Annotated in this window: 15 protein-coding genes; 7 read left to right on the forward strand and 8 right to left on the reverse strand. The window is 64.6% G+C overall.

Annotation, left to right across the window (positions count from 1 at the left end):
• Positions 1 to 36 precede the first annotated feature (36 nt).
• From orn to AC099J_RS18290, 7 genes are all read left to right on the forward strand, one after another.
• Entirely contained in the window at positions 37 to 618 is a 582-nt protein-coding gene (orn, locus tag AC099J_RS18260; protein ID WP_479616704.1) for an oligoribonuclease, read from the forward strand.
• Between the two features lie 233 nt (positions 619 to 851).
• Positions 852 to 2531, forward strand: a complete 1680-nt coding sequence (locus AC099J_RS18265) for a DEAD/DEAH box helicase (RefSeq protein WP_479616705.1) — start codon at positions 852 to 854, stop codon at positions 2529 to 2531.
• Positions 2532 to 2942: 411 nt separating this feature from the next.
• On the forward strand, positions 2943 to 4319 hold the full coding sequence (locus AC099J_RS18270; RefSeq protein ID WP_479616706.1) for a TIGR03013 family XrtA/PEP-CTERM system glycosyltransferase: 1377 nt from the start codon (positions 2943 to 2945) through the stop codon (positions 4317 to 4319).
• A gap of 46 nt (positions 4320 to 4365) precedes the next feature.
• On the forward strand, positions 4366 to 6477 hold the full coding sequence (prsK, locus tag AC099J_RS18275) for an XrtA/PEP-CTERM system histidine kinase PrsK (protein WP_479616707.1): 2112 nt from the start codon (positions 4366 to 4368) through the stop codon (positions 6475 to 6477).
• Positions 6474 to 7835 (forward strand): PEP-CTERM-box response regulator transcription factor, encoded by a 1362-nt coding sequence (gene prsR, locus AC099J_RS18280; protein WP_479616708.1) that lies wholly within the window; start codon positions 6474 to 6476, stop codon positions 7833 to 7835. Before prsK ends, prsR begins: the two co-directional genes overlap by 4 nt.
• A gap of 32 nt (positions 7836 to 7867) precedes the next feature.
• Positions 7868 to 10645 carry an XrtA/PEP-CTERM system TPR-repeat protein PrsT gene (gene prsT, locus AC099J_RS18285; protein WP_479616709.1) on the forward strand — a complete coding sequence of 926 codons (2778 nt, stop codon included), beginning with the start codon at positions 7868 to 7870 and terminating at the stop codon, positions 10643 to 10645.
• Positions 10646 to 10655: 10 nt separating this feature from the next.
• Positions 10656 to 11450 (forward strand): S1C family serine protease, encoded by a 795-nt coding sequence (locus tag AC099J_RS18290; protein ID WP_479616710.1) that lies wholly within the window; start codon positions 10656 to 10658, stop codon positions 11448 to 11450.
• An 18-nt stretch (positions 11451 to 11468) separates the two neighbouring features.
• On the opposite strand, the gene aspS is transcribed toward AC099J_RS18290, so the two are convergent.
• The 8 genes from aspS to ubiE all read right to left on the reverse strand — a co-directional run bounded on the left by aspS (position 11469) and on the right by ubiE (position 20005).
• Complete coding sequence (aspS, locus tag AC099J_RS18295) at positions 11469 to 13298, reverse strand: aspartate--tRNA ligase (protein ID WP_479616711.1); 1830 nt, start codon at positions 13296 to 13298, stop codon at positions 11469 to 11471.
• A 79-nt stretch (positions 13299 to 13377) separates the two neighbouring features.
• Positions 13378 to 14007 carry a DUF502 domain-containing protein gene (locus AC099J_RS18300; protein ID WP_479616712.1) on the reverse strand — a complete coding sequence of 210 codons (630 nt, stop codon included), beginning with the start codon at positions 14005 to 14007 and terminating at the stop codon, positions 13378 to 13380.
• Positions 14008 to 14018: 11 nt separating this feature from the next.
• Positions 14019 to 14375 carry an FmdB family zinc ribbon protein gene (locus tag AC099J_RS18305; protein ID WP_479616713.1) on the reverse strand — a complete coding sequence of 119 codons (357 nt, stop codon included), beginning with the start codon at positions 14373 to 14375 and terminating at the stop codon, positions 14019 to 14021.
• 157 nt (positions 14376 to 14532) lie between these two features.
• A complete protein-coding gene (locus AC099J_RS18310) occupies positions 14533 to 15978 on the reverse strand; it encodes a high affinity choline transporter 1 (RefSeq protein ID WP_479616714.1) in 1446 nt (481 codons plus the stop codon).
• 40 nt (positions 15979 to 16018) lie between these two features.
• A complete protein-coding gene (gene ubiB / locus AC099J_RS18315; protein ID WP_479616715.1) occupies positions 16019 to 17590 on the reverse strand; it encodes a ubiquinone biosynthesis regulatory protein kinase UbiB in 1572 nt (523 codons plus the stop codon).
• 46 nt (positions 17591 to 17636) lie between these two features.
• A complete protein-coding gene (locus tag AC099J_RS18320) occupies positions 17637 to 18188 on the reverse strand; it encodes a ubiquinone biosynthesis accessory factor UbiJ (RefSeq protein WP_479616716.1) in 552 nt (183 codons plus the stop codon).
• Positions 18189 to 18237: 49 nt separating this feature from the next.
• Entirely contained in the window at positions 18238 to 19236 is a 999-nt protein-coding gene (locus AC099J_RS18325; RefSeq protein WP_479616717.1) for a Tim44 domain-containing protein, read from the reverse strand.
• A 37-nt stretch (positions 19237 to 19273) separates the two neighbouring features.
• The gene (gene ubiE / locus AC099J_RS18330) at positions 19274 to 20005 is read right to left on the reverse strand and encodes a bifunctional demethylmenaquinone methyltransferase/2-methoxy-6-polyprenyl-1,4-benzoquinol methylase UbiE (protein WP_479616718.1); all 732 of its coding nucleotides are present in this window, start codon (positions 20003 to 20005) and stop codon (positions 19274 to 19276) included.
• Positions 20006 to 20078: the final 73 nt, after the last annotated feature.

The raw sequence follows: 20078 nt of genomic DNA on the forward strand, positions 1-20078 counted from the left end.
TGAAGGGCAGTGTAGGCCATCGGTGACAATCGTCGGATGGACGCTGTGAACACTCCCGAGCCCGTCATTCTGGGCAAATCTGACAAGAACCTGGTCTGGCTTGACTGCGAGATGACCGGCCTGGATCCTGAAGTCGAGCGGCTGATTGAAATCGCCGTCGTCGTGACCGGGCCCGACCTTTCGCCGCGGCTGGAAGGCCCTGTCCTGGTGATCCACCAGTCCGACGAACAGCTCGACAAGATGGATGCGTGGAACAAGGGCACGCATGGTCGCAGCGGCTTGATCGACAAGGTGCGTGCATCCACGACGACTGAGGCCCAAGCCGAAGCGGAAATCCTGGCGTTCCTGGCGCGCCATGTTCCCAAGAACTCTGCGCCCATGTGCGGCAACACCATCGGGCAGGACCGGCGCTTCCTGGTGAAGTACATGCCCAAGCTGGAGGCGTTCTTTCACTACCGCAGCATCGACGTCAGCACGCTGAAGGAGCTCGCCAAGCGCTGGCGACCCGAGGTCTACGCAGCCTTCAAGAAGCAGCAGAAGCACACAGCATTGGCGGACGTTCACGAGTCGATCGACGAATTGGCGCACTACCGCGCTAACTTTTTGCGCTCTGAGTGAATTGGCTGCGGTGCAGTGCAGCAAGATTGCTCGCGCCATGTCATAATCGCTGGCTTGGCGCACTCCACATGGAGCGCCAGATTTGCGCATCTCCCCTCACACTTCGGGCCCCGCCAGTTGGGCCCGCCGAACGCTGAAATTGCAGCGTACGGTTTCGTTTGAAGGTGGATGTTTTTTCCACCCATGACGAGAAGCGTCTGTGCATCGCACAGCGTTTTCGTGTGAGAGAAACGATGACCTACTCTTTTGAAGAGCGGGCGGACGCTTTGCTGTCCACCGCCGATGAATCCACCTCTTTTGACAGCACCGTGACGGAAGTCGCGGCGCCTGTCTCCGCATTCGCAGCACTGGGCCTGGCCGAGCAGCTGCAACGCGCTGTCGCCGACATGGGCTACAGCGAACCCACCGCGGTGCAGCGCCAGGTCATTCCCATGGCCATGGGCGGTGCCGCCGACGGCAGCAGCGCCTCCAGTTTCATCGACCTGATGGTGTCCAGCCAGACCGGCAGCGGCAAGACGGCCGCGTTTCTGCTGCCCGTGTTGCACACCTTGATCCGCCGACAGGAAGAAGCCGAAGCGGCGGAGCAGGCCGAGCGCGAGCGTCTCGTGGCCGAAGCCGTCGCCCGGGGCGAGGAAGCGCCCAAGCGTCCCAAGCGCAAAGACCCGACCAACACGCGCCATTTCAAGGCGGCTGTTCCGGGCGCCCTAATCGTGTGTCCGACGCGCGAGTTGGCACAGCAGGTGGCGCACGATGCCATCGAGTTGGTCAAGCATTGTCGCGGCCTGCGCGTTGCCAGCGTGGTGGGCGGCATGCCCTACCAGCTGCAGATCGCCAAGCTGCAGAACGCCGATCTGGTGGTGGCAACGCCGGGTCGCTTGCTCGACCTGCAGCGCTCCATGCAGATCAAGCTCGATGAAGTCAAGTTCCTCGTGGTTGACGAGGCCGACCGCATGCTGGATCTAGGCTTCGCTGACGATCTGGCCGAGCTGAACCAGCTGACGATCGGTCGCCAGCAGACCATGATGTTCAGCGCCACCTTCGCGCCACGCATCCAGCAACTTGCCCGCCGCGTGATGCGAGAGCCGCAACGCGTGCAGATCGATTCGCCGCAAGAGAAGCACCAGAACATCCGCCAGGTGCTGTTCTGGGCGGACAGTGCCCAGCACAAGCGGGCATTGCTCGACCACTGGCTGCGCGATACCACCATCCAGCAAGCCATCGTCTTCGCCAGCACGCAAATTGAGTGCGACGGGCTGGCCAACGATTTGCAACAGGCAGGCTTCGACGCGGTAGCGCTGCATGGCGCGCTGAGCCAGGGCCTGCGCAACCGTCGCCTGATGGCACTGCGCCAAGGCCATGTGCAGATTCTCGTGGCGACCGACGTGGCCGCCCGCGGCATCGACGTGCCCAGCATCAGCCACGTGTTCAATTTCGGTTTGCCCATGAAGGCCGAGGACTACACGCACCGCATTGGCCGCACCGGCCGCGCGGGGCGCGACGGCCTGGCCGTCACGTTTGCGGAATTCCGCGACCGCCGCCGTATCATGGACATCGAGTTCTTCACAAAGCAGCCGTTCAAGGCCGAGGTGATTCCGGGGATGGAGCCACGTGAGCGCGCGCCCGAGTTCCGCAAGCCGGCGTTTGGCCGTGGTGCACCGCCGCGTGGTGGTGACCGCCCTGCGCACGGTCGTGGTTTCGGTGCGCCGCACGGAGCAGACCGTGGTGGTTTCAGTGCTCCCCACGGTGCTGACCGCGGTGGCTTTGCCGGCCGCGCGCGCCCTGACTCGGGCGAAGGCCACCGCGCGCCGTCACGGGCGGCTGCGCCCGGTGCTGGCGCCGGTCGCCCGGCTGGTGGTGGTAAGGTGTTCGTGCCGCGCGACGCCAAGAAGCGCTTCAGCAAGTTCGACCGCTAACGTCAAGGGGCAGTGCGCGCTTCGCGGCTGACGGTGCGGGCGCACTCTTCAGTTGGGAAAAGTGCACGTTTCGTGTCCGCAGGATGGTCGGTGCTGTCGATTGGTTGTACGGCGGCGGGCCCGTCACAGATGCGCAGATGCCGCCCTCTACAATGCCCTCGTATGTGTACGGGTGTCGGCCAGACCGCCGTGATTCGGCATCGTCGAGGGCCGCAGGAACTGTGATTCCACCGGCTTTCGGGCTTGTGCTCCGGACAGTTGCGTGGGGTGCTATCACCAGGACTATCGGATGAGTCGACTTCATGGGGTGGAATGCATGACGCATGGGGCGTCGATTGCGCGGAGGGCATGGCGGCACAGCGATCGGCCGGCGACGCCGAGGCATCGGAACCGAGCCTTCGAGCCGCGTGCATGATCAAGATCTTCAATCACTATCTGCACCGTCGTACGGTGCAGCAGGTCGCGCTGGACTGCGTGTTGATCATGGCGGCAGTGTTCGCCGAACTGGTGTGGCGCGGCAGCAACCTGGCCTTGGCAGTGCCGTTGCTTGGCTACACCGCCTTGTTGGCGTCGGGCATGCTGGTGATCAACGCCAGCATGGGCTTTTATCAGCGGGTGCACAACCGCTCCGTGAACCAGTCGCGCGCACGTGCCGCGCTGTCTGTGGTGCTGGCAGTGCCGGTGACCTATGCGGTCTTCAGCCTGATGCCGCTCAGCATCGACGGTCGCCAGTCACTGGCGCTTGCAGCGATGGTGGGGCTGATCCTTGCTGTCTCGCACCGTGTGTATGTGGCCCATTCCACACCGCAGTCCATGCTGCGCCACCGTGTGCTGGTGTTTGGAACCGGGCCCCGGGCTGCGCTCGTCGGGCGCACCCTCAAGAAGGACGACCCCCACGTCGACGTGGTGGGCTACTACGCCAGTCCCAATGAGGCAGAGGCGGAAGTCTCCGCTTGGGGGATCCTGTCCAAGAACAAGTCACTGACAGATACAGCCCTCGAACTGGAGGTTGACGAGATCGTCGTCGCTCTGGTGGAGCGTCGCGGTGGCAGCATGCCGCTGCGCGAACTGCTCGATTGCAAACTCCATGGCGTTCGCGTCGTGGACATCGCCACCCACTTTGAAAAGACGAAGGGCCAGATCCGTCTGGATTCCGTGTCGGCCGGCTGGCTGGTGTTTGGCGACGGTTTCAGCCAAGGCGGTCTTCGCACCATCGTCAAGCGCGTGTTCGACATCGTCTGTGCACTGATCTTGATCGCCGTGTCGGCGCCGGTCATGCTGCTCACGGCCACATTCATCAAGCTGGAGAGCCGCGGCCCTGTTTTCTACCGGCAAGAGCGCGTTGGCTTCAACGGCCGCTTGTTCAACGTCGTCAAATTCCGCAGCATGCGCACCGATGCGGAGAAGGATGGCCCGCGTTGGGCCGCAGCGAAGGATGACCGCGTCACCCGAGTCGGATCTGTGATCCGCAAACTGCGCATCGACGAGTTGCCGCAGCTGTTCTCCGTGCTCAATGGTGACATGAGCCTGGTCGGGCCCCGGCCCGAGCGCCCGTTCTTCGTCGATCAGCTGACGCGTGAGATCCCCTACTATGCGGTGCGCCAGAGCGTCAAACCCGGCGTGACGGGTTGGGCCCAAGTCCGCTACCACTATGGGGCGACGCTCGAAGACTCGGCCGAGAAGCTTCAGTACGACCTGTACTACGTCAAGAACCACTCGCTGTTCCTCGATCTTGTGATCCTGTTCGAGACCGTGGGCGTGGTGCTGATGGCCAAGGGTGCCCGCTGAGCCGGGGCGTCCGCGCGGCCTGTCCATGATCTGGACTTCCTAGCCCGTGCAGACGCCGAACTTCCTGTTGACGGTCTGGGGCTACGCGCTGGCCGGCGTCACGTTTTTGGTGTTTGCGCTGACGCTTGCGCGCCTTCGCTATCTCTGGTCACCCGGGCGGGTGCCGACGGGCCTCATGGCCGGTGCCGTGGTGTCGTCCACGCTGTGGTCGGGGCTGGTGTTGCTGTCTCTGCTGAACGACAACGCCCAACTGTTGCGTGCCAGCGCGCTGGCCGATTGGGCGCGCTATGCGTGTTGGATCGGCTTCCTGCTGTTGCTCGGTCAGGGGGCATCTCAGCGATCGCGACTGCGTGAGCTTGGAGCGCCGGGTGCCATTGCTGCGGCCACGCTGGTGGTGTTTTTGGTGGTGCAGGTGTGGACTTTTGCCGGCTGGAAAGGCAGTGAGACCGTTGGTCAGTGGGTGCTGATCGGGGCCATGGCCCTGCCGTTGCTGGCCTTGTTCCTGCTCGAGCAGATGTACCGCGATGTGCCGGAAGAGGTGCGCTGGAGCGTCAAGCCACTGTGCCTCGGGTTGGCCGGTACGTTCTTATTCGACCTGTATGTGTTCTCCCAGTCCGTGCTGTTCAGCCGGATCGATCTGGACGCCATGAGCATCCGTGGGCTGGCGCACGCACTGCTGGTCCCGTTGCTGTGGCTGTCCGTGACCGGGCGGCGCGAATGGGTGACGAAGATCCGCGTCTCGCGCACGGCGGTTTTTCATTCCGCCACCTTGTTGCTGGCCGGCACCTATCTGATTTTCATTTCAGCGGTAGGCTATTACGTACGCTACTTCGGTGGCGAGTGGGGCCGGGCGCTGCAGCTGGGGCTGGTGTTCCTGGCGTCGGTTCTGCTGATGATTCTGGCCATGTCCGGCAGCATGCGGTCCAAGTTGCGCGTGTTGGTTGGCAAGCACTTCTTTCGCTACCGCTATGACTACCGAGAAGAGTGGCTGCGCTTCACGCGGACCTTGTCGGCGCAGCAGTCCCCACAAGGCATGGGACAGCGGGTCGTGCGGGGTCTGGCTGACATGCTGGAGAGCCCTGCCGGGTGCCTGTGGTTACGCGACACGGGCGAGCCCGCGTTCCGCTGCGCAGCGGCTTGGAACATGCCTTCGACGCCGGACACCGAGCCCGTCGATTCGCGGTTATGCCAGTTCCTGGCGACCAGCGGCTGGGTGATCAACCTGGAGGAATACCGATCGTTCCCTCAGCGATACGGCGATCTGGTGTTGCCCGCGTGGTTGCATGAGGTGCGCCAAGCCTGGCTGATCGTGCCGCTGAACGTGGGTGACGATCTGACCGGGTTCGTGGTGCTGGCCAGCGCGCGGGCCGAGGTCGACGTCAACTGGGAAGTGAACGACCTGCTCAAGACGGCAGGCCGCCAAGCCGCCAGCTTCATGGCGCAGATGCAGGCGACCGAGGCACTGCTGGAGGTGCGCAAGTTCGATGCCTTCAACAAGATGTCGGCCTTTGTCGTCCACGACCTCAAGAACATCGTGACGCAGCTCTCCCTGATGATGAAGAACGCCAAGCGCCTGCATGGCAATCCCGAATTTCAGCAGGACATGCTCATGACGGTGGAGAATTCTTTGGACAGGATGCGCCAGCTGATGCTTCAATTGCGTGAGGGTGCGACGCCGGCCGGAACAGTCCACGGCGTGGACCTGGCAGCCATCGCGCACCGCGTCGCGCGGGTGGCGCAGGGCCGGGACCGACAGCTCGAACTGCAGCTGCACGAACATGTGGTGGCCCGTGGGCATGAGGAGCGCCTGGAGCGCATCGTCGGTCACGTGGTCCAGAATGCGTTCGACGCGACCGATCCCTCGGGCCGTGTGTGGCTGGTGCTGGGGCGCGCGGAGGGTTTGGCCCTGATCGAAGTGGGCGATACAGGCCGTGGCATGTCGCCAGAGTTTGTCAGGGACCGGCTGTTCAAGCCATTTCAGACCACCAAGCAGGCGGGCATGGGCATCGGCGCCTATGAAAGCTTTCAATATGTGCAGGAACTTGGAGGAAAAATTTCGGTGGACAGCGAACTTGGGCGCGGCACGGTGATCAGGATCTTGGTCCCGCTGTTCGACGTGCACAAGACATCGGACCTGCACGCCGTGGAAAACTCATGAGCACAGAAAAAATGCGCGCGCTGCTGATCGTCGAAGACGATCCAGCGCTGCAGAAGCAGATCAAATGGTCGCTCGATCGTTTCGAGTCGGTCCTGGCCCAGGACCGTGAAACCGCGCTGGTGCAAATGCGCCGGCATGCGCCTGCCGTGGTGACGATGGATCTCGGCCTGCCGCCCGATGCGGATTCGGTCAGTGAAGGTTTCAAGCTGCTGGAGCAGATCCTCGCGGTCGAGCCCGACACCAAAGTCATCGTGCTGACGGGCCAGAACGATCAGGCCAATGCCCTGCGCGCCGTGGCCCTCGGGGCCTACGACTTTTTCGCAAAGCCGTTCGAGCCGGAATTGCTGAACCTCACAGTGGACCGCGCTTTCCGCATGTTCGAGCTGCAGAAGGAAAACCGACGGCTGCAGGCGATGCAGCAGCCGGACGCCCTGGGCGGCCTGATCACGCGCGATCCTGAGGTGCTGCGCATCTGCCGCACCATCGAGAAAGTTGCCTCCAGCACCGCCACCGTCATGCTGCTGGGCGAGAGCGGGACCGGCAAGGAAGTTCTGGCGCGCGGACTGCATCTGGCGTCGCCCCGGCGCAATGGCAAGTTCGTGGCGATCAACTGCGCTGCCATCCCCGAGAACCTGCTCGAGAGCGAGTTGTTCGGCTACGAGAAGGGCGCGTTCACCGGGGCGGCCAAGACCACGCTCGGAAAGATCGAAACCGCCAATGGCGGCACGCTGATGCTCGACGAAATTGGCGACCTGCCCTTCACGTTGCAGGCCAAGCTGCTGCGCTTTCTGCAGGAGCGCACGATCGAGCGCGTGGGCGGAAGGCAGGAGATTGCGGTGGACGTGCGCATCGTTTGCGCTACGCACCAGGATCTGAAGGCGTTGAGCAAGGAAAGCCGCTTCCGCGAGGACTTGTACTACCGGCTGGCCGAGATCGTGGTCAACATCCCGCCGCTGCGAGCGCGCGTTGGCGATGCGGCCCTGCTGGCCCACGCTTTCGTGCGCCGCTTTGCACAAGAGCAGAACCGAGGATCGATGAGCCTGAGCGAAGGCGCCGTTCGGGCGATCGAAGCCCATCCCTGGCCTGGCAACATCCGCGAGCTGGAGAACTGCATCAAACGTGCCGTCATCATGGCCGACGGCAACCAGATCGGATCGGATGACATCGGCCTGGGCGTCGCCGACGGTGACGCGCTCGACCCCTCGCTGGACCTGCGTGCCATTCGTGACAACGCAGAGCGCACCGCCATCATTGCCGCGCTCGGGCGCGTCAACGGCAACATCGTCAAGGCCGCCGAGTTGCTGGGCGTCAGTCGCCCCACTCTGTACGACCTGATGCACCGTCTGGGCCTCAAGTGAGCCAACCCAGGACCTTTGAAGGAGTGAACACCATGTACATGAAAAACACCTCGGCGGCCCTGACCGCCGTCGCCCTGGCAGGCGCTTTGCTGCTGGCTGGCTGCGGCGGCGAAAAGCCTGAGACCCTTCTCGCTTCCGCCCGCGACTACATGGCCAAGAACGATCACAAGGCGGCCGTCATCCAGGTCAAGAACGTCCTGCAGAGCCAGCCTGACTCGTCGGAAGCGCGTTTCATTCTCGGGTCCGCACTGTTGGCCGGCGGTGACGTGGCCGCGGCCGAGATCGAACTGCGCAAGGCCAGGGACTTGAAGCACCCGGACGACGTGGTTGTCCCCAAGCTGGCGCAGGCCCTGCTGCTGCAAGGCCAGTTCAAGAAGCTGATCGAGGACTTCTCCGACACGAAGCTGGGCACGGCGCGCGCCACGGCCGACCTGAAGACTGCGCTGGCAACTGCCTACGAGGCCGAGGGCAACCTGCCTGCCTCCCGGGCCGCGCTCGAGGCCGCGCTTGCGGCCGATCCGCAGAATGCTGCCGCCACGCTGGTGCAGATCCGCCAGAAGCTCGCCGCGCGCGACATCGACGGTGGAGCCGCGCAACTGGAAGCATTGATCGCCAGGGATGGCACCAATGTCGAGGCCTGGCGTCTCAAGGGCGACATGCACCTGTACGGGAAGGTTGCGCTGGACGAAGCGCTGGCAGCGTACCGCAAGGCGCTGGAGATCAGGCCGGACTACGCGCCCGGTTATTTCGGCGTCATTACGGTGCTGATGCGCCAGGGCAAGCCGGAGGAGGTGGAGAAGGAACTGGCTGCGGTCAAGAAGATTGCCCCCAACCATCCGCAGACCCGCTACCTGGAAACCCAGCATGCCTACACCAAGCGCGAGTATCCGAAAGCGCGGGACCTGGCTCAGCAGCTGCTCAAGATCACGCCCAATAACGCGCGCAGCCTGGAAATCGCTGGCGGCATCGACCTGCAGTTGAACGCGTTGGTCACCGCCGAGCAGCAGCTCAGCAAGGCGGTCCAGTCAGACCCCAGCCTGGTGCTGGCGCGACGCTGGCTCGTGGCGACCTATCTGCGCATGGGCCAGCCCGGCAAGGCTCTGGAGGCTCTGGCACCCGTCCTGAACGACAAGACCACCGATGCCGCCGTGCTGCAGCTGGCCGGCGAGGTGCATTTGCTCAACGGCGATGCGAAGAAGGCCGAGGAATACTTTACGCGCGCCACGGTGCAGGACCCGACCGATGCTCGCAAGCGCACCGCCCTGGCCATGACGCAGATGGCGACCGGAAAGCTGGAAAGCGGGATGGAGCAGCTGCAGGACATCGCGTCGTCGGATAAGGGCACTTCCGCAGACCTGGCGCTGATCAGCACGCTACTGCGCCGCAGCGAATGGAAGCGGGCCATGACCGCGATCGACTCGCTGGAGAAGAAGACGCCGAACAACCCGGTGGCGCCGAATCTGCGCGGCCGCACCTTCCTGGCCATGGGTGACGCGGGCGCGGCGCGCAAGAGCTTCGATGCAGCGCTGGCGATCAATCCCCAATACATGCCGGCCGTCATGAGCATCGCTGCGCTGGACATTGCGGAGAACAAGGTTCAGGACGCTCGCAAGCGGTTCGAGGCGGTGGTGGCCAAGGAGCCGAAGAACGCCCGCGCGCTGATGGCGCTGGCGGAAATCCGCGCCCGCGACCCCGATGCCAAGGCTGCCGTCATCGAACTACTGAACAAGGCCGTGGCAGCAGATCCCAACGATGCCGGCGCGCGGGTGCTGTTGGTGGACTACCTGCTGCAGCAGCGTGAACCCAAGCAGGCGTTGACTGCGGCGCAGAGCGCGTTGGCGGCGATGCCCGAGAAGGCCGATATTCTGGGCGCAGCGGGGCGTGCGCAGATGGCGGCAGGGGAGACCAACCAGGGCCTGACGACCTTGGCCAGGGCAGCGTCCATGCAGCCGAAGTCGCCTGGGGCATTGGTCCGGCTGGCAGACGCGCAGGTGGCCGCCAAGAACCCCACTGCGGCTGAGCAGACTTTGCGTCGCGCGCTGTCCTTGCAACCCAATCATCTCGACGCGCAGCAGCGGCTGATCAGCCTGCGGCTGAACCGTGGGGATACCGCCGAAGCTTTGAAGATGGCGCGTCAGGTGCAGCAGCAGCGTCCCAAGGAAGCGGCCGGATACCTGCTGGAAGGCGACGCCCAGCGCACCCTCAAGGACAACGGCAAGGCCATCGCCGCCTACCAGGCTGGCTTGAAGCAGTCGAACTCGCCCGACCTGCTGGTACGCCTGCACGCCACGTTGCTGCAGACCGGCAAGAAGGCCGAGGCAGACCGCTTCAGCACCACCTGGTTGCAGGAACATCCGAAAGACGTGATCGTGCCGATGTACCTGGGCGATGTCGCGTTGGCGCAGAGCGATGTGGCCGGGGCTGAGAAGCTTTACCTGAATGTGATCAAGCTTCAGCCGACCAACGCCGTCGCGCTCAACAACCTGGCCTGGGTCACCTCGCGCCTCAAGAAGGATGGAGCGATCGCCTATGCCGAAAAGGCCAATGAGCTGGCCCCGAACCAGCCCGCCATGATGGACACGCTGGCCATGCTGTTCGCCGAGAAGCAGGACTACCAGAAGGCCATCGAGTTGCAGACCAAGGTGCTCAGCCTGCGCAGCCAGAACCCCTCCTTCAAGCTCAACATGGCCCGCATCTATGCCATGTCAGGTGACAAGGAGCAAGCCCGCAAGCATCTGGACGAACTGGCCAAACTGGGAGACAAGTTTGTGGGCCAGGAGGAAGTGGCGAAACTGCGCGCCACCTTGTAAGGCTCCGATGATGCGTGTCCTGCATCGCAGTCGGGCCAAGGTGGCGTTGCTGGTGGGGTTGCTGGTGGCGTTGGCAGGCGGTGCATCGCAAGCGCATGCCCAGTTCGTCGAGCTGGTCGAGAAAACCAAGCCTTCCATCCTGATCGTGGGCACCTACAAAGCCACGAACAGTCCGCGCTTCGTGCTGCGGGGCACCGGCTTCGTCGTGGCCGATGGCAACCTGGCCGTCACCAATGCGCACGTGCTGCCACCCGCCGGCGAGCCTGCGGACGGCGCCGACCTCGTGGTCCAGGTGCGCCGTGGCAGTGAACTTGAGATGCGCGCTGCCAGCGTGCTGGAGGTTGACCGGCCGCGCGATCTGGCCTTGCTCAGGTTCACCGGCGCGCCAGTTCCGGCGCTGGCGCTGGGCGATTCAGATGTGGTGAAGGAAGGCAAGGTCATCGCGTTCACCGGTTTCCCGATCGGTGGGGCCCTGGGGTTCTCGCCGGTGACCCACCGGGGCATGATTTCGTCGATCACGCCGATCGTGCTGCCCGCTGCGAACGACCAGCGTTTGAGCGCGCGGGCCATCCGCAGCATGCGCGAAGGCGCCTTCGACATCTTCCAGCTGGATGGGACTGCCTATCCCGGCAACAGCGGCGGGCCGGTGTTCGACCCAGACACGGCGGCGGTCATCGGCGTGATCAACATGGTGTTCGTGCGCGGCAACCGCGAGACCGCCATCAGCCAGCCCTCGGGCATCACCTACGCCATTCCGGCGAACTTCATCACGCCCTTGCTGGCGCGGCAAGCTCAGCCGCGCTGAGCCCGCCGCGCGGCCTGGTCAGGCCTCGGTGCCCAGAGGGTTGCGCAGCCGGATGTGCAGTTCGCGCAGCTGCTTCTCGTCCACCGGTGCCGGGGCCTGTGTCAACAGGTCCTGCGCACGCTGGGTCTTGGGGAAGGCGATCACATCGCGGATCGATTCCGCACCGGTCATGAGCGTCACGATGCGGTCCAGCCCGAACGCCAGGCCACCGTGGGGCGGCGCGCCGTACTGCAGCGCGTCGAGCAGGAAACCGAACTTCTGCTGCGCCTCTTCCACGCTGATCTTCAAGGCATCGAACACCTTCTGCTGCACATCTGCCCGGTGGATACGCACCGAGCCGCCGCCCATCTCCCAGCCATTCAGGACCATGTCGTAGCCCTTGGAGATGCACCGCTCCGGGGCGGTGACCATCCAGTCCTCGTGGCCATCCTTGGGCGCTGTGAAGGGGTGGTGCACGGCGGTGTAGCGCTGCGCTTCCTCGTCGAACTCGAACATCGGGAAGTCGACCACCCACAGCGGTGCCCAGCCGCGCTCGAACAGGCCGTTCTTCTTGCCGAACTCGCTGTGGCCGATCTTGATGCGCAGCGCACCGATGGCGTCATTGACGATCTTTTCCTTGTCTGCGCCAAAGAACAGCAGATCACCATCCTGCGCGCCGGTGCGCGCCAGGATCTCCTGCAGCGCCTTGTCGTGCAGATTTTTCACGATGGGGGACTGCAAGCCTGGCCACCGCGTGGCGCCCTCCGGTGCAGCGCCCTTGGCCAGGTCGTTGACCTTGATGTAGGCCAGCCCCTTGGCGCCGTAGATCTTCACGAATTCGGCGTAGGCGTCGATCTCGCCGCGCGACAGACCGCTGCCTTCCTTGGCACCGCCCGGCACGCGCAGCGCGACGACGCGGCCACCCTTGCTGTTGGCGGCGGCCGAGAACACCTTGAAGTCCACGTCACCCATCACGTCGGTGAGTTCGGTGAATTCCAGCTTCACGCGCAGGTCCGGCTTGTCCGATCCGAAACGGGCTGCGGCTTCCTGGTAGGTCATGACGGGGAACTCACCCAGGTCCACGCCCAGCGTGTTCTTGAACACGGTGACGATCATGTTCTCGAACATCGCGCGGATGTCCTCTTCGGTCAGGAACGAGGTCTCGATGTCGATCTGCGTGAACTCGGGCTGGCGGTCCGCGCGCAGGTCTTCGTCACGGAAGCACTTGGTGATCTGGTAGTAGCGGTCATAGCCCGCCACCATCAGCAACTGCTTGAAGAGCTGCGGCGACTGCGGCAGCGCGAAGAAGTGGCCGTCGTGCACGCGGCTGGGCACCAGATAGTCGCGCGCACCCTCTGGCGTGGACTTGCCCAGCATCGGTGTCTCGATGTCGATGAAGCCCTTCTCGTCCAGAAACTTGCGCACCTCCATGGCCACCCGGTAGCGCAGGATCAGGTTCTTCTGCATGTAAGGGCGGCGCAGGTCCAGCACGCGGTGCGTGAGGCGCGTTGTCTCGCTCAGGTTTTCGTCGTCGAGCTGGAACGGCGGCGTGACGGAGGGGTTCAGCACCGTCAGCTCCTGGCACAGCACTTCGATCTTGCCGCTCTTGATGCCTTCGTTGGTCGTGCCGTCGGGCCGCGCGCGCACCAGGCCCTTGACCTGAATGCAGAACTCGTTGCGCAGGCCTTCGGCCGTCGCGAACATCTCGGGACGGTCTGGGTCGCACACCACCTGCACATAGCCCTCGCGGTCGCGCAGGTCGACGAAGATCACGCCGCCATGGTCGCGGCGGCGGTTGACCCAGCCGCACAACGTGACAGTCTGGCCCATCAGCGTTTCGCTGACGAGGCCGCAATAGGTGGTACGCATTTGAGTTTCCATGTCCAAGCTCGAGGTCGTGGCGCCTGCGCGGCGCCGGGTTCAGGGTGGCGCTGGCCCGCTCTGGGGCTCAGCGCAATCTGGCGTTCAGGTCCGGCGGCACCGCCGGTGCCACCACACCCATGGAGACGATGTACTTGAGTGCGTCGTCCACGCTCATGCGCAGTTCGACACAGTCGCTGGCACGCACCAGGACGAAGTAGCCGCCGGTCGGGTTGGGCGTCGTCGGTACGTAGACGCTGAGGTAGTCCTCGGGCGGCAGATGGGTGGCCGTATCGCCACGCGGCGTGCCGGTGACGAAGGCGATCGTCCACATGCCTTCTCTGGGCCACTGCACCAGCACCGCTGTGCGAAAGGCGTTCCCGCTCTCCGAAAACACCGTGTCCGACACCTGCTTCACGCCGGAATAGACCGAGCGCACGATGGGGATGCGGTGCAAGAGGCGGTTCCACCAATCGACCAACTTGCGGCCAAAGAAATTGCTGGCCGCCGCGCCGACCACCAGCAAGATGGCCAACGCCAACAGAACCCCGAAGCCAGGGATGTGAAAGCCCAGCAGCCGGTCAGGGTGCCAGGCGGCAGGCAGGATCAGCAGCGTCTGGTCCAGCGTGCTGATGATCCATTCCAACACCCAGGCGGTGATGCCCGCGGGAACCACAACCAGCAGGCCGGCCGCCAGCCATTTGCGCAAGGCGTTCATCGAAGGGCGCTTCAATCGGTTCCGGAGGAAGGTGTAGGGCTGCTTGCGGGCGCCGCAGCCGGCGCGGCCGCTGGTGCAGTGGCCGCAGTGGCAGGTTTGGCGCTGGTGTCAGCCGGCTTGGCTGAGTCTGCGGCTGCGGGGGCGTCCTTCGACTCATCCGGCTTGGCCGCCGCTGCACCATTGCCCTTGTCGCGGAAGTCCGTGACGTACCAGCCCGAGCCCTTGAGCTGGAATCCGGCGGCGGTGACCTGTTTGCGAAAGCTCGATGCCCCGCATTGCGGACAGTCGGTCAGCGGCGCATCGGACATCTTTTGCAAGACGTCCTTGCTGTGTCCGCAGGACTCGCATCGATAGGCATAAATCGGCATGGCAAAAAGGGGGTTGCTGAAGACCAAAAAAACCCTCGATTATAGGCAGCAGCCGCACGGCGGCCGCCTGGCAACCGGTCTGGCGACGCGGACTTGGGCGGTGCTCAATGGCCCATCGTCGCGTGCGGGGCGAGCCTGCTCGGCAGCAGCGCGAGGCTCAGGTGCTCCGGATCAGCGGATGGTGACCAGCGTGGCGGTTGCCGATCCACTGCGGCGCCCACGAGCCTGCGAGCATGCCGGCCAAGGAGGCCAGCACGCCGGCCAGCTGGGCCGGAAACTGCTCCCCTGCCGGCGTGTACATGACCAGCAACCACACGCCGATGCCGGCCACGATGGACAAGATCGCGCCCTGTGTGCTGGCGCGCTTCCAGTACAGACCGAACACCAGCGGGACGAAGGCGCCGACCAGTGGCACCTGATAGGCGCCAGAGACCAGCTCGTAAATCGGCGTGCCCTCCATGGCGATGGCGTACGTCAGCACGCAGGCACTGAACACCAGCACGGTGATCCGCATGGTCATCAGCTCCTGTCGGTCGCTGATGCGCGGCACGAACTGGCGCCAGATGTTTTCCGTGAACGTCACGCTGGGGGCCAGCAGCGTCGCTGAGGCCGTGGACTTGATCGCCGAGAGCAGGGCGCCGAAGAACAGCACCTGCATCACGAACGGCATTTTCTCCATGACCAGCGTGGGCAGGATCTTCTGCGGGTCGTCCTTCAACAGCACGGCGGTCTCCTCCGGCATGATGATCAGCGCGCTGGTCACCAGGAACATGGGCACGGCAGCAAACAGGATGTAGCAGGCGCCGCCGATGACCGGGCCCTTGGTGGCCGCCGATACGCTGTTGGCCGACATCACGCGCTGGAACACGTCCTGCTGCGGGATCGACCCCAGCATCATGGTGATGGCCGCTGCAAAGAAGAACAGCATGTCGTGCAGGCTCGGCTCGGGCCAGAAGTTGAAGAGGTCCCGACTGACCGCCAGGTCGATCACCTTGTCGGCGCCGCCGGCCATCTGGCCTGCAAACACCGCCAGGATGGCCAGGCCAGCGACCAGGATGATCATCTGGACGAAATCGGTGACGGCCACCGACCACATGCCGCCGAACAGCGTGTACGCCAGGATCGACACCACGCCGATCACCATGCCCATGGCCACGCTGATGGCGCCCGCCGACAGCAGGTGAAACACCAGCCCCAGCGCCGTCACCTGGGCCGAGACCCAGCCCAGGTAGCTCAGCATGATGATCAGCGAGCAGGCGACTTCGACGACACGGCCATACCGCTCGCGGTAGTAGTCGCTGATGGTCAGCAGGTCCATCTTGTACAGCTTGGCCGCAAAGAACAGCCCGACGAGGATCAGGCAGCTGCCGGCGCCGAAGGGGTCTTCCACCACGCCGCCCAGCCCGCTTTCCACGAACTTGGCGGGGATGCCCATCACGGTTTCCGATCCGAACCAGGTTGCGAAGGTGGTCGTGACGATCATCACCAGCGGCAGGTTGCGGCCGGCCACTGCGAAGTCGGCGGTGGTCTTGACACGCCGTGCGGCCAGCAGGCCCACCGCGATCGTCAATGCGAGATACAGGAAGACCAGCGTCAGCAGCACGATCCGACTCCTTCGGTGATGTGTGTCCGTGAGGACTGTTTCAGAACAACTGGACCCGCAGCCACAGTTGCATGGCCAGCAGACCCAAAGCAAAACCGATGCCGCCGTAGATGATGCCCTGCAGCAAGCGGTTGGTCTGGCGCTGCTCGCGCAGCAGTTGCAACAGCTGCTGGTCCTGGCGCTGGGCCTGGCTGCCCCGGCGCAGGTAGTCGACCAGCAGCCGTGGCACCTCGGGCAGCAGCTTGGCATAGCGCGGCGCCTCGTCGCGCAGCTGGCGCAGCAGGGCTTGCGGGCCGATCTGCTCCAGCATCCACTTCTCCAGGAACGGCTTGGCCGTGCTCCACAGGTCCAGTTCCGGGTCGAGGTCGCGGCCCAGGCCCTCGATGTTCAGCAGCGTCTTTTGCAGCAGCACCAGTTGGGGCTGGATTTCCACGTGGAAGCGCCGCGAGGTCTGGAACAGCCGCATCAGCACCATGCCGAGCGAGATCTCCTTGAGCGGCCGGTCGAAGTACGGCTCGCAGACGGCGCGAACCGCTGCTTCCAGCTCGTCCACCCGCGTGGACGCTGGCACCCAGCCTGACTCGATGTGCAGCTCAGCCACACGCTTGTAGTCGCGCCGGAAGAAGGCCGTGAAGTTCTGCGCCAGATACTCCTTGTCGTACTCGGTCAGCGTGCCGACGATGCCGAAGTCCAGCGAGATGTAGCGGCCGAAGGTGGCCGGTTCCAGGCTGATCTGGATGTTGCCGGGGTGCATGTCGGCATGGAAGAAACCGTCGCGAAATACCTGCGTGAAGAAGATCGTGACGCCGTCACGCGCCAGCTTGCGCATGTCCACGCCAGCCTCGCGCAGCTTGTCGGTCTGGCCGATCGGGATGCCCTTCATGCGCTCCATTACGATGACGTCGGGCATGCAGTAGTCCCAGAACATCTCCGGGATCAGCACCAGGTCCAGGCCCTCCATGTTGCGGCGCAACTGGGCGGCGCTGGAGGCTTCGCGCACCAGGTCCAGCTCGTCGTGCAGGTACTTGTCGAACTCGGCCACCACCTCCATGGGCTTCAGGCGCCTGGCGTCGGCCGAGGCGCGCTGCACCCAGCGCGCCATCATGCGCATCAGGCCCAGGTCTTTCTCGATGGTGGACAACATGCCCGGCCGCAGCACCTTCACCGCGACCTCGCGCTGCACCCCCTTGCGGTCGCGCAGGATGGCAAAATGCACCTGCGCGATCGAGGCGCTGGCCACGGGCACCTGGTCGAACTGAACGAAGATGTCGTCCAGCGGCCGGCGGAAAGCCCGTTCGATGCTGGCCACGGCCACTGCGGACGGAAACGGCGGCACCCGGTCCTGCAGCAGGGCGAGTTCCTCCGCGATGTCGGCGGGCAGCAGATCGCGCCGTGTCGACAGCACCTGGCCGAACTTCACGAACAGCGGCCCCAGCCGCTCCAGCGCTTCGCGCAGTCGCTGACCGCGCGGTGCGCTCAGGTCGCGCCCTACCGACAGCACGCGGGCCAGCACGCGCAGCCAGGGCTGTCCCAGGCTGGTCAGCACCAATTCGTCGAGGCCGTAGCGCAGTGCGATCCAGAAGATGTAGACGCCTCGGGCCAACTGGCTCACGTGCGGGCCTTCCGCAAGGCTGCGCGTGGCGCTGCGCGCAAAGGCGTCATGCCCATGGTGCCGCCTTGCCGCGCCGCTCTCCAGCGCGCGCCACGAACTTCTTCAGCGCCTGCGCCACCGCGCGGCCCGCCTGCCCGATGGCATGGGCGGGCGCGTCGCCGACCAGCCGCGACAGGTCTTCTTCCAGGTCCCAGCGCACATGTTCGACGAGCCAATTCACATCGGCGGCCAGCTGCACATCGCCCTCGATGCGAACGCCCGGCCGGTCGCCGCGCAGCGCCGACTGGGCCAGTGCCGCAAGAGACTCCTCCGTGATCGTGAAGGTCAGATCCGGCAGGGAGGCGGCGGGCGCGACGTCCAGCAGCCCGGCAGGCGTGGCCAGCAGGTGCAGCGAGAATTGGCGCCACTGGAACAGCACGGTGCGGCCCTGGTGGCGCAACAGCCGTTCCATGGCCTCAGGCTCCTGCATCAGCACGTGGTTCAACAGGAGCACCTGGCGCTGGTGGAATTCGCGTACCGCCCAAGGGGGCGGTTGCAACGCAGCACCGGCACGACCCAACAGGTCGCCAAGAAAAGAAAAAGGGGACGATGTAGCCATGTCCCCGATTATTCCTGCATTGCGGCAAGCGGCCGCTGTGCGCTGCTGGTTATTGCAGCGCCTGCACACCAGCCACCAGCCAGCCGACGCTGCCAGCCTTGGGCTTGGTCATGTTCCAGACTTCGCGGAACGGGCTCGGGCCGGCCGAAGGCTCTTCGCGGATCATCCCGGAGAACTCCACGCTGGCCATGTAGTCATCGCCCAGGTCCTCGATGCCCAGCAGCTTGGCGTCCAGCATGACCACATCGGTCTTGTTGGAAACGCCGCCGGTGTGGGCTTCGCGCTCGTTCAGCTGGGATTGGATCTCGCCCAGCATCGTATCGGTCATCATGGCGCGCAGCGAGCTGATGTCCGCGCGGTCCCAGGCCGATTGCAGCGTGATGAAGTTGCGCTTGGCAGCCGTCAGGAAACCATCGGCATCGAAGCCATCGGGGATGCCCCAGGTCTGCGAACCTGCCAGGCCAGAACCGATGACCACACCCGTCGTGCCCGTACCGCCGGCGTCAAATGCGGCGGTGGTGCTGCGCTCCCAGGGGCGCGCCGATGCGTCGTTACCCACGTTCTCGGGACGATAGGTCGACGGCATGCGGGGCGACGTGGCATTGCCCGCACCCGCACCCTGGAACGCGAACGGGCTCTTGGCAGCAGCCTGCGGCTGGCCACCACGGCGCATGCGCATGAACCAGCCGATGGCAACCATGGCCACCAGCACCAGCAGCGCGATCAGCATGAACTGGCCGAAGGCTTCACCCAGACCCAGTGAGGACGCCAACCAGGCCAGGCCCAGGCCCGCGGCCAGGCCACCCAGCATCGCACCCCACGGCCGCTTGGGGGCGGCCGCAGCAGCCGCAGGCGCGGCTTTGGCAGCGCCGGCAGGGGCGACCGACTGGCTCGGCGCGGCTGGTGCCTGCGGCGTGGCTTCGCGCTGTGTCACGTTGTTCGACTGCTTGCCGAATGACTTGCCACCGCCCATGCGGCGTTGAGCCTCTGCGTCGGTGCCCAGCGTCAGCATCAGCGCCGCAGCAAGAAAGAATGTCCAGATCTTCATCGAAGTCTCCTCGGTCAGTGAATAGAGTGAAAGCTCTTCAGCATTTGATGCCGACATGCAAGGCCACAAGGCCCCCCGTCATGTTGTGATAGTCCACATGGCCGAAACCCTGTGCCTGCATGAGGCTTTTGAGCGCCTGCTGGTCCGGGTGCATCCGGATGGATTCGGCCAGGTAGCGGTAGCTTGCGTCATCACCGGCCACCATCTTGCCCAGTTGCGGCAAGATCTTGAAGGAGTACCAGTCATAAGCCTTTTCGAGCGGTTGGGCCACCTTGGAGAACTCCAGCACCAGCAGCTTGCCGCGCGGCTTCAGCACCCGGTTCATTTCGCCCAGCGCCTTGTCCTTGTGCGTCATGTTGCGCAGGCCGAACGCGACGCTGACGAGGTCGAAACTCTCGGAGGCGAAGGGCAGTGCCTCGGCGTCGCACACCATGCTGGGCACCACAACGCCGTCGTCGAGCAGCCGGTCGCGACCGGCGCGCAGCATGGCTTCGTTGATGTCGGTGTGCACCACCAGCCCGGTCTTGCCGACCTGGCGGGCGAACGCGCGGGTCAGATCGCCGGTGCCTGCAGCGATGTCCAGCACGCGCTGGCCTTCGCGTGCATGGGCCACCAGCGTGGTGTAGCGCTTCCAGAGGCGGTGCAGGCCCATGGACATCAAATCGTTCATCACGTCGTACTTGGGCGCGACGGAATCGAAGACCTGTTTGACGTGTCGGGCCTTGTCTGTCTCATCGACCGACTGGAAACCGAAATGGGTGGAAGACATGGTGCATCCGATGCTAGGGCAGAAGCGGTGTACACGGGAGCACAACCCTGCACCAGATCAGGGATTGTGTGGG

The sequence above is a fragment of the Rhodoferax sp. RT4P68 genome (assembly GCF_056521305.1).